11 protein-coding genes and 1 pseudogene are annotated in these 13,206 nt (G+C 72.3%); 6 read left to right on the forward strand and 6 right to left on the reverse strand.

Annotated elements, in window-relative coordinates; all coding sequences use genetic code 11:
• Positions 1 to 657 (forward strand): annotated as a pseudogene (locus tag MKK69_RS14750) (PdxA family protein); the annotation flags it as partial.
• A gap of 143 nt (positions 658 to 800) precedes the next feature.
• Here the strand turns inward: MKK69_RS14750 and MKK69_RS14755 are convergent.
• Genes MKK69_RS14755 through MKK69_RS14765 form a run of 3 tightly spaced genes read right to left on the reverse strand, consistent with a single transcriptional unit; the run spans position 801 to position 3,940 of the window.
• On the reverse strand, positions 801 to 2,360 hold the full coding sequence (locus MKK69_RS14755) for a PhnE/PtxC family ABC transporter permease (RefSeq protein ID WP_243968888.1): 1,560 nt from the start codon (positions 2,358 to 2,360) through the stop codon (positions 801 to 803).
• Entirely contained in the window at positions 2,357 to 3,037 is a 681-nt protein-coding gene (locus MKK69_RS14760) for an ATP-binding cassette domain-containing protein (protein WP_243968890.1), read from the reverse strand. The genes MKK69_RS14755 and MKK69_RS14760 overlap by 4 nt, the downstream gene beginning before the upstream one ends.
• Before the next feature lie 15 nt (positions 3,038 to 3,052).
• Entirely contained in the window at positions 3,053 to 3,940 is an 888-nt protein-coding gene (locus MKK69_RS14765; RefSeq protein ID WP_243968892.1) for a putative selenate ABC transporter substrate-binding protein, read from the reverse strand.
• Positions 3,941 to 4,262: 322 nt separating this feature from the next.
• On the opposite strand from MKK69_RS14765, the gene selD reads away from it, so the two are divergent.
• Complete coding sequence (gene selD, locus MKK69_RS14770; RefSeq protein WP_243968894.1) at positions 4,263 to 5,312, forward strand: selenide, water dikinase SelD; 1,050 nt, start codon at positions 4,263 to 4,265, stop codon at positions 5,310 to 5,312.
• Between the two features lie 39 nt (positions 5,313 to 5,351).
• On the opposite strand, the gene senA is transcribed toward selD, so the two are convergent.
• Positions 5,352 to 6,656, reverse strand: coding sequence for a selenoneine synthase SenA (gene senA / locus MKK69_RS14775; protein WP_243968896.1), 1,305 nt, complete (start codon positions 6,654 to 6,656; stop codon positions 5,352 to 5,354).
• Between the two features lie 27 nt (positions 6,657 to 6,683).
• On the opposite strand from senA, the gene senB reads away from it, so the two are divergent.
• Positions 6,684 to 7,643 carry a selenoneine biosynthesis selenosugar synthase SenB gene (gene senB, locus MKK69_RS14780; protein ID WP_243968898.1) on the forward strand — a complete coding sequence of 320 codons (960 nt, stop codon included), beginning with the start codon at positions 6,684 to 6,686 and terminating at the stop codon, positions 7,641 to 7,643.
• Positions 7,644 to 7,802: 159 nt separating this feature from the next.
• Here senB and MKK69_RS14785 read toward each other — a convergent pair whose 3' ends face one another.
• A complete protein-coding gene (locus MKK69_RS14785; protein WP_243968900.1) occupies positions 7,803 to 8,618 on the reverse strand; it encodes a DUF3658 domain-containing protein in 816 nt (271 codons plus the stop codon).
• A 654-nt stretch (positions 8,619 to 9,272) separates the two neighbouring features.
• Here MKK69_RS14785 and MKK69_RS14790 point away from each other — a divergent pair.
• From MKK69_RS14790 to MKK69_RS14800, 3 genes are all read left to right on the forward strand, one after another.
• The gene (locus tag MKK69_RS14790) at positions 9,273 to 9,599 is read left to right on the forward strand and encodes a hypothetical protein (RefSeq protein WP_243968903.1); all 327 of its coding nucleotides are present in this window, start codon (positions 9,273 to 9,275) and stop codon (positions 9,597 to 9,599) included.
• A 141-nt stretch (positions 9,600 to 9,740) separates the two neighbouring features.
• Complete coding sequence (gene tssK, locus MKK69_RS14795) at positions 9,741 to 11,324, forward strand: type VI secretion system baseplate subunit TssK (protein ID WP_243968905.1); 1,584 nt, start codon at positions 9,741 to 9,743, stop codon at positions 11,322 to 11,324.
• A gap of 13 nt (positions 11,325 to 11,337) precedes the next feature.
• A complete protein-coding gene (locus MKK69_RS14800) occupies positions 11,338 to 12,120 on the forward strand; it encodes a tyrosine-protein kinase family protein (protein WP_243968907.1) in 783 nt (260 codons plus the stop codon).
• Here the strand turns inward: MKK69_RS14800 and MKK69_RS14805 are convergent.
• Positions 12,096 to 13,154 (reverse strand): serine/threonine-protein kinase, encoded by a 1,059-nt coding sequence (locus MKK69_RS14805; RefSeq protein WP_243968909.1) that lies wholly within the window; start codon positions 13,152 to 13,154, stop codon positions 12,096 to 12,098. The two genes, MKK69_RS14800 and MKK69_RS14805, sit on opposite strands and share 25 nt — an antisense overlap.
• Between the last annotated feature and the right edge of the window lie 52 nt (positions 13,155 to 13,206).

Genomic DNA, 13,206 nt, shown 5'->3' on the forward strand with positions numbered 1-13,206 from the left:
GGATCGCTGAACATGGGTGGCTTCCAGTATGACGGCAAGACCAAGATGCTGGCTGAGCTGACCGGCGTGCTCCGCTCGGTGATGATGCTCGCTCACGGCAACATGCGTGTTTCGCACGTCACCACCCCCGTCGCCCTGCAGGACGTGCCCTAGCGCCTGACCCCGGAGCGCCTGCGCCTCGTGATCGACCTCACCGGCAAATCCCTGAAGCGCCTGGGTATCACGAACCCGAAGATCGCCATCGCCGCGCTGAACCCCCATGCCGGCGAGGGCGGCCTGTTCGGGCGCGAGGACATCGATGTCAGTACCCCGGTGATCGCGCAGGCCAATGCCGACGGGCTGAACATCCACGGCCCGGTGCCGGGCGACACGGTGTTCGTGAAGCTGCGCGCCGGCCAATACGACGCGGTGGTCGCCATGTACCACGACCAGGGGCACATCCCGGTGAAGCTCCTGGGGTTCGAGATCGATCCCGCCACCGGCAAGTGGATGGACCTGTCGGGGGTGAACATCACCCTCGGGCTGCCGATCATCCGCACCTCGGTCGATCACGGCACCGCCTTCGACATCGCCGGCCAGGGGACCGCCAACGAGCGCAGCCTGATCGAGGCGATCGAGTATGCCGAGCGGCTCGCCGCCTCCCGCCAGGCCGCGTGAGCGCGGCCGAGCCGCGAGGCGACCGCGGTCCGGATCTCACCCGCACGCGTCCCGCGCCTCGCCCGGCCCCTCGCCCGGCGGGCTCACAGATCGGACTGGACGACACGGTCGCAGCCACGGGTCGGTGAAGGGCCGCGGGCCCGTCAGGAGCAGGCCGTCCGGAGGGGTGGGTTCGGGGCGGATCCGTGCCGGGGCTCGGACAGGCGGATCGGCAGCTCGGTGAGGCGCAGGGACCGGCGCAGGGTCCGCGACAGGGCGTCCACCAGCATGGTCAGGAGGGCGGTCGCCCCGATCAGCAGCACGGCGACGTCCAGGCGCAGCTCCGAGATCGCGGCGTCGACGTAGAAGCCCAGCGTCGCGACGCCGAGGATGCCGAAGATCGCGCTCTCGCGCAGGATCAGTTCCCAGCGGTAGAGCAGGTAGGCCAGGAACTGCCCGTAGAGCCGCGGCACCGTCTCGTAGCTGTAGAGGTTCAGGCCCGTCGGGGCGTCGGCCCGGTAGGGGAGATCGTCGGCATGACGCCCCATCAGATAGCCGACGATGCCGGCATTGTGGATCGTCAGCGCCAGGATCGCCGGCAGCATCGAGGGTCCGAGCAGCTGCAGCAGCACGTAGGCGAGCATGTATTCCGGCGTCGAGCGCACGACGACGAGGAGGACGCGCCCGAACGGCTGGCCGATCGGACCGGCGAACCGGCGGGAGGCCAGGGGGAACAGGAGCAGGGCGCCCAGCGCGGTGGCGACCAGCGCGACCTGGGCGAGCACCAGGGTCTGGACCGCGCCGGGCAGGATCTGCTGGGTGAGGATCGGCTGGAACCAGAGCCCGAGCCGGCTCCAGGTCGCCGGGTCGAGGAGCGCGCCGGACCGGAGCGGGCTCGGGACGATGTCGTGCGTCACGAAGCGTCCCAGGCTGGCGAGCCAGTGCGTCGTCCCGACGGTCCGCGGCAGGGCGAGGACGCTGGCGACGAGGAGGACCGGCAGGGTCGCGAGCCGCATCCACAGCCGGCGCGAGCCGATCAGGGCGTAGAACACGAGGAGCAGGGCCCCAGCCTCGGTGTAGCGACCCTGCCGGAAGGCGGATTCGAGGTAGAAGCCCATGGTCGGCAGGCCGATGAAGCCGAGCACCAGGGTCGAGCGCATGGCGCATTCGAACCGGTAGAGCGTGTAATGCCGGAAGGCGGCGGCCACGTCCGGCAGGCGGCCGTAGACGAAGGCCGAGACGGCACCGGTTCCCGCGGGCAGCACCCGCAGGGCCGCGAGGTCGGCCTCCTCCATGATCTCGGAATAGACCTTGGCGCAGATGCCCGCATAGGGCAGCGCGATGGCGAGGATGCCGGTGGTGGCCGACAGGCCGAACACCTGCATCAGGAGCAGCGCCCAGAACAGCTCGTGCACGGAGCGCAGGCCGGCGCAGACGAGGCGCACGCTCCGGGCCCGGGCGAAGGGTATGGCGAGGACGAAGCCGGCCCCGGCCCCCAGCGTCACCCCGAGGATCGCGAACGCGATGGTGTAGACGACGCTCCAGACCTCCACCGCCGGGAAGTCCGGATGGAGCAGGCCGCCGAGCAGGCGCCGCAGGTCGGCCCAGGGATGGAGGCTGGTGACGGCGAGATCGGCCGCCAGGAGCGCGGCCAGCGCGCCGGCCGCGAACCAGCGCGTCACCGCCGCGTAGCCCCAGCCCGGGATCCGGCGGAGGACGCTCACGCGGCCTGCCCGTAGAACGGGACCAGGGCCGCTTCGTCAAGGTCGCGGGCGGGGGCGTCGAGCACGATGCGCCCGGCATCGAGGACGACGATCCGGTCGGTATGCGCGAGCGCCAGGGCGATGTCGTGGAGGGCCAGCACCAGGGTCTCGTGGCGGGCGGCCAGACGCTCCAAGACGCGGCCGCCCTGCGCGCGGTCCAGGGCCGAGACCGGTTCGTCGCCGATCAGGATCGGGCGCCCGTCATAGAGCGCGCGCGCCACGGAGACGCGCTGCTGCTGCCCCCCCGACAGGGCGCCGGCCTTGGCGCGGAGTTCTCCGGCGAGCCCGACCTCCCCGAGCACGTCCCGGATCTCCGACAGGTCGGCGCGGGCCGGAAACGCCAGGGTGCGCAGGTTGTGCAGGGTCGAGCGCCGGTCGAGCCGGCCCATATAGACGTTGTGGAAGACCGACAGGGTCCGCACCAGGGCCGCCGCCTGGGGGATCAGCGCGGTGCGGGCCCGCGCCTGGGCGTGGATCAACCCGAGCAGGGTCGACTTCCCCGCCCCCGAGCGTCCCATCAGGGCGACCCGCTCGCCGGCCCGGATGGTCAGGTCCACCCCGAACAGGACGGGCTTGCCGTCATAAGCCGCCCGGGCGCCCGACAGGACGATCTCCGGCTCGGGTCGGGGTACGGTCACCGCGCTGCGCCCGCGTCAGTCCAGCAGGCCCGTGGATTTCGCCACCCGCTCGATCGGCGCGTAGGCAGCATTGGTCACGGGGATGAACTTCGAGCGGGCGAAGGGCGCGAGGATGGCCGGATCGGTGATGCCGACGAGCGCCGCCCTCAGCTTGTCCGTGAAGCCGGCGCCGTAGATCGCGTCGACATCGCCCCGCACGGTCCACTGGTAGTCGGGAAAGGGCGGGCTCTCCCAGATGATGCCGACCTCCTTCGGATCGACCTTGCCGGCCTTGCTGTCGAGGTCCCAGACCGAGTAGTCGACCGCCCCGACCTCGAAGGCCCCGGACTGGACGAGCTGGATGGTGCGGCTGTGGTCCCCGGAGAAGCCCACGCGGGCGAACACCTCGTCCGGGGTCTTGCCCGGGAACGCCTCGCGGATGAAGTATTCCGGCATCAGGCGCCCCGAGGTCGAGGCGCGGGAGCCGAACGTGAACGTCCTGCCGGCGATCGCCTTCGGGAAGTCGGCCGCCTTCGTCAGCCCGGTCTTGGTGTTGGCGATGAGGTAGGTCTTGAAGGCCGCGTCCTCCGCGCCCTGCGCGATCGCCTGCGCGCCGGGGGAGGCCTTGCGCGCCTGCACCCCGGTGAATCCGCCGAACCACGCGAGCTGGACCTGACCGTTGGTGAAGGCCGTCACCGCCGCCGGGTAGCTCTTCACGGGGATGTACGTCACGGGCACGCCGAGCTTGTCCTCGAGATAGGTCGCGACCTTGCCGAAGCGCTCCACGAGGCGGCTCTCGTCCTGGTCGGGAATGCCGGTGAAGACGAAGGCCGGCTTGGCGCGCTCCTGCGCGCCCGCGGGACCGGACACGACGAGACTTCCCAGCCCCGCCAGCAACGCACCGTTCAACGTCCGTCTCAGCATCGCCGCTCCCAGCCGTGTTCCGACATTCGACGCCCGCAGGCGGAGGCCGATGGACCCGTCCCTTGACGGCTAGCGCATCGTCGCGGAAACCGGAACCGGGACGCGACGCTAATTTTCTGATCCGCATCGTCTTTTCCCGAAAGCCGGAACCCGCCTCCCGGGACGATGCGCGCGTGCCGGCGCGGGTTCGCCGCGCCGGGCGACCCCGTGTCGCGGATGGATTTCGCCGGGCGATGCCGCGCGATCGCGGCGGCGGGCCCTTGTCTGGTAGGACCGGCCCAACCCGCGCCCGTCACAGCCCCCGATGCCACAGGAATCAACTATGGACACGCCCCCGGTTCGCCTCACCAGCCTCGCCCATGGCGGGGGATGCGGCTGCAAGCTCGACCCCGCGGTGCTGCGCACGCTGCTGGCCGACCAGCCGGTGGCCGGCCCGTTCGAGCGCCTGCTCGTCGGCAACGAGACGGCCGACGACGCCGCGGTCTGGGCGCTGGATGACGGGACCTGCCTGATCGCCACCACGGACTTCTTCACGCCGATGGTGGACGATCCCCACGATTTCGGCCGGATCGCCGCCACCAACGCGATCTCCGACGTCTACGCCATGGGCGGCAAGCCGATCCTCGCGCTCGCCATCCTGGGCATGCCGGTGGGCAAGATCGCCCCCGAGGTCGTCGCCCGGATCCTGAAGGGCGGCGCCGCGACCTGCGCGGAGGCGGGCATCCCCATCGCGGGCGGCCACTCGATCGACACGCCGGAGCCGATCTACGGCCTCGCGGTGATCGGCCTGTGCGACCGGGCCCGCGTCCGGCGCAACGCCGACGCCCGGGTCGGCGACGTGGCCATCCTGACCAAGCCCCTCGGCGTCGGGATCTACTCCGCCGCGATCAAGCGCGAGGCCCTCGATGCCGCGGGCTATGCCGATTTCGTCGCCACCACGACGCGCCTCAACAGGGTCGGGGCGGATCTCGCGGGCGACGCGGAGGTCCACGCCATCACCGACATCACCGGCTTCGGCCTCCTCGGCCACGGCCTCGAACTCGCGCGCGGCGCCGGCCTGACCTTCGTCGTCGCGGGCGGCGCGATCCCGCTCCTGCCCCGGGCCGAGGCGCTCGCGCGGGACGGCTTCGTCACCGGGGCCTCGCACCGCAACTGGGCGAGCTTCGGCGACCACGTGACCCTGCCCGAGGGTCTGCCGGACTGGCGCCGCCACATCCTGACCGATCCCCAGACCTCCGGCGGCCTGCTCGTGACCTGCGCGCCCGGTCGGGCCGAGGCGATCCTGGCCCAGGTCCGCGCCGCGGGCTTCGCGCAGGCCGCCATCGTCGGTCGGTTCGAGGCCGGCCCCCCCGGCATCCAGGTCGAGGCCTGAGGCGGGTTCGATCCCGCCTCGTGCGCCTGCTGCGCGCGGCTAGAGCGCCACGGTGCGGAAGCCGGCGAAGACGTCGCGGCGGTCCGGGCCGAAGAAGTTGCGATAGGCGGTGTCGACCATGCGCGCGCGGGTCGCCCAGGCGCCGCCGCGCAGCACCTTGCGGGTCCCGAAGGCGGGCTCCGAATACTCCTTGTAGGCATCGGGCGCGAAGCCGGGGAAGGGCAGGAACGGACTCGCCGTCCATTCCCAGACGTTGCCGAGCATCTGCCGGCAGCCCCAGGCGCTGTCGCCCGCGGGGTAGGCGGCGACGTCGACGCAGCCGAGATGGCCGCCGTCGAGATTGGCGCGCTCGGGGGTGGGCGCCGCCTCGCCCCAGGGGTAGGGGCGCTTGGCCGTGTCGAGGGTCCCGTCGCGGGCCGGGGCACCGGCGGCGGCGGCCTCCCACTCCGCCTCCGTGGGCAGGCGCCGTCCCGCCCAGCGGCAATAGGCGTTGGCCTCGTGCCAGCTGACGTGGACGACCGGCTGGTCGGGGGCCAGCGGCGCGTCCCGGTCGAATCTGCGAACGGTCCAGTCCCGCGTGCCGCGACGCGTCCAGTAGATTGGGTGCTCGGCGCCGCAGCCGTCGCGCCAGCGCGCGCCCTCCGCGTCCCAGTAGGCCGCCTCCCGGTAGCCGCCATCCGCCACGAAGGCCGCGAACTCGGCGTTGGTCACCGGCGCGCGGGCGATGCGGAACGGTGCGACGGAGACGGGATGCGCCCATTTCTCGTTGTCGAAGACGAAGCCGCCGCCGGGCTCCGCCCCGAGCCGCCAGGTCCCGCCGCCCACGGCGACGTCGCCGGGCCAGGGACCGGTTCCCGCAGGCCGGGCGGAGGCCGATGCGGCGAAGGCGGGCGCGGGGTAGCCGAGGGTCTGGCGCGTGTAGGTGAAGGCCTCGTCGTGCATGTCCTCGTGGAAGATCACGAGCTGGTAGAGATCGGCCTCCTCGGGTGTGGGCTCGCGATCGGCGAGACGCCGGATCAGGGCCGCGTGGACGCGGGCCATGTAGGCCAGGGTCTCGGGCAGCGCCGGCAGCGGGATCGACCAGCGCGTCGCGTGGGGCACCCGCGCGGAATCGTAGAGCGCATCGGCCCCGTCCATCAGGGGCGGATGTCCGTCGGGGCCGCGCAGGATGAACTGTTCGTGGAACCAGGCGAGATGCCCGATTTCCCAGAGGAGGGGGTTCACGATGTCGTGCTGTGGCCCCATGCGTTGCGCACGGTCGAGGCCTGCCACGAGTTCGAGCGTTCGCGCCCGGGAGTCCTGCAGCATCGCCACGAGATCGGCGGCGGAAACCTGTGCGGTCATCAGACGTCCTGGAAGCCTGTCGCAATCATGAAGATCAGCCTCATCACGCCGGCGGCGAAGCGGTCGCGCGCCGGGAACCGGACGACGGCGATGCGCTGGGCCCGCATCCTCGGCGATCTCGGCCATCAAGTCGACGTGGCAACGATCTACGATCCGGAGAGCGAGGCCGACCTGATGCTGGCGCTGCACGCCTGGCGCAGCGCCGCGTCCATCGCGCGCTTCAAGGCGCTCCACCCGGAGCGGCCGCTCATCGTCGCCCTGACCGGCACCGACGTCTACCACTATCTCGCGGCCGACCCGGAGCCGACGCTGCGCTCGCTCGACCTGGCCGACCGGCTGATCGGCCTGCACGACCTGATCCCCGCCGCCCTTCCGGAGCGTCACCGCGCCAAGGTCGATGTCGTGTTCCAGTCCGCCCTGCCCCGTCGCCAGCGCTGGCCGGCCTCCGCGGAGGCGTTCGAGGTCCTCGTCGTCGGACACCTGCGCGCCGAGAAGGACCCGTTCCGCGCCGCCCGCGCCGCCCGGCGGCTTCCGGCCCGGTCGCGCTTGCGCGTCGTCCATCTCGGCGGGGCCCACGAGGCGGTCTGGGCGGCCCGGGCGCACGCCGAGATGGCCGAGAATCCGCGCTACCTGTGGCTCGGGGACCGGCCCGGATCCCTGGTGCGGCGCTGGCTGACCCGCGGGCGTGTCATGGTCCTCAGTTCCCACCAGGAGGGCGGGGCCAACGTGGTGTCGGAGGCCGTCGTGGCCGGCCTGCCGGTGATCGCCTCCGACATTCCGGGCACCCGCGGCCTGCTGGGACCGACCTATCCCGGCTATTTCCCGGTCGGCGACGACGCGGCCCTGGCCGCCCTGCTCCTGCGGGCCGAAGAGGAGCCCGGGTTCCTGAGCGCCCTCGGCGCCTTTTGTACAGAGCGCGCCGATCGCTTCGCACCGGCCCAGGAGCGCGAGTCCCTCCGCCAGGTCGTCGCGCGCTGCAGGGCGTAGCACGCCGCCCCGGCACGGCCTGCCGGCCGGCGACAGGTTTGCCGGGCGCCGTCCCCCGTGGCGCAGCGGATCGGGCGCGGCAAGCGCGTCGGCATGGCCGGACAGCAGGTCGGATCGCCCGGGATGGGGTGCGGGCACCGCATCCCGTCGGGTCGCCTCTCACCCGGCCGGACGGCGGACCTGATAGGCGCGCAGGCCCGGTCCGGGACCGGCGATCTCGAGGGCGCCGGCCTCCCCCAGCGCCAGCATGCGCCCGAACAGGACGGCGTCCCCCGTGCCGTCGCCGCTCGGCGCGTCCCAGAACGTCGCCATCGCCCGGCCGATCAGGCGCGCGGCGATCTCCCAGTCCGGGCCGGCCTGCCCGACCAGCAGGGCGTCGTAATGCGTGAGCGGTGCCGACACCAAGCGCCCGTCCCGCACGATCCGGAACGGCGCGTTCTCGCGCTGCAGGCGCGACCACGCATCCGACGCCGCCCGACGCGCGTCGGGCGAGAGCGGACGCCGGCGCGCGTAGAGGTTGGACGCGACGATGTCCTGCCGCCGCAGCATACCGAGGGACCAGGGGCTCCGGATCCCGTCCGCCGTCGTGATGTCGAGGTCGGTCGCGTCGACGAAATCGAAGGGCCTCCCGTGCATCCGGGCGGCGAAGGCCAGAAAGCAGGCGTGCTCCGCCGGCGCGCGCAGGCACGCCCAGAACACCGGCGCGGTGCCGGGCGCGGTCGCCGCGGCCCAGGCCTGTTCCGCGTCGATCGGGTCGTCGTCGCGTTCATCCCGCAGCGCGGACCCCGACCGCAGGACGGACCTGTCCCAGGCCTGCCGGGTATCCGCATCGGCCGGGTCGATGGGACCGACGCTGAGGCTGTCGGGCAGGCCGATCACGGGCTCAGGGATGCCGAGCGACGCCAGGGTGTCGCGCAGCGTGGCGGCGACCGACCGGCCGAACACGACATGGACGATCCGGGCACCTTCCGTCATGCGACGTCTCCCCTGCGCTGTCTCCCGGGCAGCGGCACCGATGCCCGTATCCCCGAGCGGATCGGTCCGAGGCGGGATCAGGCCGGGCGGTCGCCCCGCGTCCGGCCCGACGCTGCCGTGCCCCCTGTCGGAGCTGCGCTTGAGAGCGGTCGTTCCGCCCGGGGATCGTTTCGCGGAACGGATGACGCGTTTCTGACTGCGGAACTATTCAGGCCACCTAGAGTTCGGATCTCTGTTTCCAGATTGTTTCCATAATTCCAGGGGGGGGTAACGATCATGTCACTCAGGTTCATGGGATTGGCCGCAGGCTTCATGATCGTTGCCACGAGCCTGGCCACACCGGCGACCGCTCGCGGCGGCGATCGGGTCGCGGGATTGAACGGCGCTCCGACAAGCTGGGCTCGGATGACCCGGAACCGCGCGACGAAGCATCGGCGGCACATGATGCGGAAGGGGGCTGGGACGGCCTCCGCGTCGGCGCCGAACGGCCGCGGAAACGGTATGGGGCCGACCGGCCAGCCGAGCGGCGTCAAGTAGGGCGCGCAAGTCCGGTCGAGCGCGGCGCCGGAGCGGCTCGACCATCCGCAACCCCGGCCACGCGCGGCTCGCCGCGCATGGCCGGGGACCGAGGCCTACTCCTTCAAGGACACTCCATTGTTCAAGCGATCTGCGCGTCCCTTTTCGGCCTGTCTGGGAACCGTCGGCGGTCTCGGACTCATGATCCTGGCGATGTCGAGCGCGGCGCAAGCGCAGTCGGCGGGGAGCCGGATCGACCAACCCACGCCCGCGACCCTTCCTCCGGGGACCCATCGGTCCGACAGTCCGGTGGCGCCGGCCGACCAGTCGACGGGTCGCGTCGCGCCGCCCAGCGCCATCAGTTCGTCCACCGATGTGATGACGTCGGGGGGGTCGGTGCAGGGCGCGGGAAACGGCGGCACGGTCGATCCGATCCAGCACCTGCCCACGGACATGCGTCGCTGATCGGGCCGCCGGTGCACGCGGTCGAGCGTCGAGCGGCGCTGGTCGGGACCGGCCCGCACCGCGCCCTCCCGACCGGGGCATCGGCGTGACGCACCGATCCGGAAGCCTGCCCGCCGTCGCCCGATAAGGATCGCAAGCCACGTGGTCGATCGGCTCCTGGCGCTCGCAAGGCGGTCGCTGCGCGAGTTCATCGGCCTGCCGCTCATCGTCATCGCCGGGTTCTTCGGCCTCTTCGCGCTGACCTACGTCCTCGACGACATCCTCTGGGGCGGGCCCGGTCCCGCCCCGTTGCCGTGGCTGGCTCACCTGCTCGGTGACACCGCCGCGATCGCGAGCCTCCTCGGCACGGTCGCGTCCGGCATGATCACGGTGACCTCGATCACCTTCTCGCTCCTGCTGATCGCCGTGCAGCAGACGGCCGCGACGCTCTCCACGGACGTCTACGACCAGTTCATTCAGCGGCGCTCGAACAAGGTCAGCTTCGGCTTCTTCGTCGGGCTCAGCGTGTTCGTCCTGCTGACGCTGGGCAGCGCCAGCCCCGAGCACAAACCGATCCTCGGGGCCCTGCTGTCGCTCCTGATGACCGGGGCCGCGCTGTGCCTGGTGGTTATCCTGATCTACAGCACCATCGATCAGATGCGGCCCCACTCGGTCGTCACCGCGATCCATGGCCACACGTTGAAGGCCCGCGCGGCGGAGCAGCCCCTGATCGAGGCCACGCGCCGGACGCCGCGCGAGGGCCTGCCGTGGTCGCAGATCGTCCGCACGGACGCCTATGGCGTGGTCTGCGACCTGGACGTGCCGGCCATCGAGCGGTCCGCAGCGCGTCACGACACCGACATCGAGATCATCGCCCGGATCGGAACCCACGTGGCCTTCCGGGATCCCCTCTACCGCCTGCATGCCCCCCGGCCCCTGACGGCGGACGCCCGGGCTGCCCTCGAAAAGGCGGTCGGCGCGGCCATCAGGATCGAACCCCGGCGGACCATCGACAGGGATGCCGGCTTCGGCCTCGAGCAGCTCTCCTCGATCGCCTGGACCACCGCGTCGACATCGAAGCAGAACCCGCAGCCGGCGATTCTGGTCTGCCACGGCCTGCGGGACATCATCGCGCGCTGGAGCTGCGCCGGGCCGATCCCGGAACGCGCCGCGTCACGGGTCATCTACCGGGACAAGGCGGTGGACGACGCGATCCTGGCGATTGCCGCGATCGGTGTCGTCGCGTCGGAGAGCATGCAGAACACCCTCGCCGCCGAAGTCTGGCGGACCCTCGCGACGCTGATCGCCGATGTGATGCTGGCGCTGCGGCGCTCGCTCAGCGCCGTGATCGAGCAATCGGCGATCCAGATCCCGCTGCAGGACCGCAAATACGGCATCCGCGTCGGACTCATCCCGGACAAGACCCTGCTGACCACCGCGGGCTTCGTGCTGGTGGTGAAGGCGGCCCTGCCGGAGGACACGATCCGCCGGGCGCTGCCGGCGCTGATCAAGATCGGCCCGGTGGAGCAGATCCGCGAGCTGGTCAACGTGCAATTGCCCGGCATCCCGGTACAGCCGCTGGCGGTGGCGCCGCGCCAGCTCCCCTACCATTCCGGCGCGGTCTATTTCGAGCTCAAGCCGGACAGTCCGCTCTGGGCGAGTCTCGCCACCTCCGGCGGCGTCGCCGTCCATTTGTCGGGGGACTTCCCGGACGCGCATATGGAACTCTGGGCGATCCGGCGCTGAGGATTCCGGGCCGGTGATCGTCACCGTCCACAGCCCGCGCGGCGGCGTCGGCACGACCACGCTCGCCGGCCACCTCGCGGTGCAGGCGGCCCGCGGCGGGCGGCGGGTCGGCGTCGCGGATTGCTGCCTGCGGGCGCCGGACCTGCACGCGCTGTTCGGCGTGGCCGCCACGGCCTGCCTCAACGACTTCCTCTGGCACCGCTGCGGGATCGCCGAGGCGGCCCTGGACCTCGGGGGCGACCTGCCCGGGCCGCTGCCGGCCGGGGCCGGGCTGTACCTGCTGCCGGCCAGCCCGGCCCCCGGGGAGATCGCCCGCCTGCTGAACGACGGACTCGATCCCGGCCGGCTCGCCCGCGGCCTGCGCCAGGCGATGGAGGTCCTGGCCCTCGACCTGCTGATCCTCGACGCGCCGGCGGGGTTCGGCGACGACGCCGTTCTGGCCGCCGCCCTGGCCGATTGCCTGCTCGTCCTGCTGCCCACCGAGCCGCAGCGGCACGCCGGCCTGGACCTGACGCTGCTGGAGCGGCTCGAACCCGCCCGGATGCTGATCGTCGGCAATCAGGCCGCGCCGGGGCTCGACGTCCAGGCCTGCGCCGACGCGATGGCGGCGTCCTGCCGCCGGCCGGTCGCCGCCATCCTGCCCCGCTGCGACGGGATCGGGCCGCCGGGCCGCAGCCCGCGCCCGGGCCAGTCCCCCGCCTGGACCGCCTTCGCCGCCGGCCTGCACCGGATCGCGGACCTCATCACGGAGGGGCGGCCGTCGGCCGGGTCTCACGGGAAGCGGATGCCGGCCTGAACCTCGCACGCGTTGATGGGCCGCGCGGCCGGATCGAACGACAGGGCGCGCGCCACGAGGGCGTTGATGGCGTCGGACACGCCCGTGATCGGCATGGGCACGCACCCCCTCCGCCGCGCCTCGCGCGCGTCGAGGCGGGCGAAGGGATGCCGGCCGGTCAGGAACAGGTGGATCAGGCAGCCCAGGGCATAGACATCGTCGCGCAGGGTCTGGGGCTGGCCGGACAGGCGCTCGGGGCTCACATAGGCCGGGGTGATGGCCCGCCCGATCGCGCTGTCGGCGCCGCCCTCCCACAGGATCGCCGCGATGCCGAAATCCAGGATCTTCAGGTCCCCGTCGGTGCAGATGAACAGGTTGGAGGGTTTTAGGTCCGCGTGGATGACGCCGCGGGCATGCGCCGCGGCCAGGCCGTCCAGGAGCTGGGTCAGGGTCGCCCGGGCCAGCGCGCTGCCGGCGAAGCCCGGATAGCGGTCCAGCATCACGTCGAGCGCGTGGCCGACGAGGTTTTCCATCACGATGAAGGCGTCGGCGCCGTCGCGGTCGAAGTCGTGGACCGCGACGATGTTCGGATGCCGCAGCGCCTGCGTATGGCGTGCCTCCGCCTCCAGCGCCCGCATCGCCGTCCTGTCGCCCGCCCAGCGCGGCGCCAGCATCTTGATCGCCACGAAGGGCGACAGCGTGTCGAGTTCCTGGCGGCGGCGATCGATGGCGCGGTAGACCGCACCCATGCCGCCCTGCCCGATCTCGGCATCCAGGACGAAGCGGTCGCGCAACACCTGACCGATGCGGGGCTCTCCCCACCCGGCGGGGGCTCCGGGCGGGGAGAGCTGCGCCCGCAGCCGCGCGATCAGGCGGCCGAGATCGGCCGCGCCGATGCGGTCCGCGATCGCGCCTCGGTCGGCGGCGGGAGCCGGCGCCGCGACCGCGTCGTACAGCAGGCACGCGAGCCGAAAAGGCAGCAGGCGGCCGTCGATGGCGCGCTGCAGCGCCGCCAGCGCGGCATCCGCCCGGACCGGCGGTTCCCCGCTCCTCAACGTCCGCGCGGCGTCCGCGAAGGAGAGGTGGCCGGAGGCGAAACGCGCGACG

Source organism: Methylobacterium sp. J-026 (assembly GCF_022829585.1).
In the GTDB taxonomy this organism is placed as follows: domain Bacteria; phylum Pseudomonadota; class Alphaproteobacteria; order Rhizobiales; family Beijerinckiaceae; genus Methylobacterium.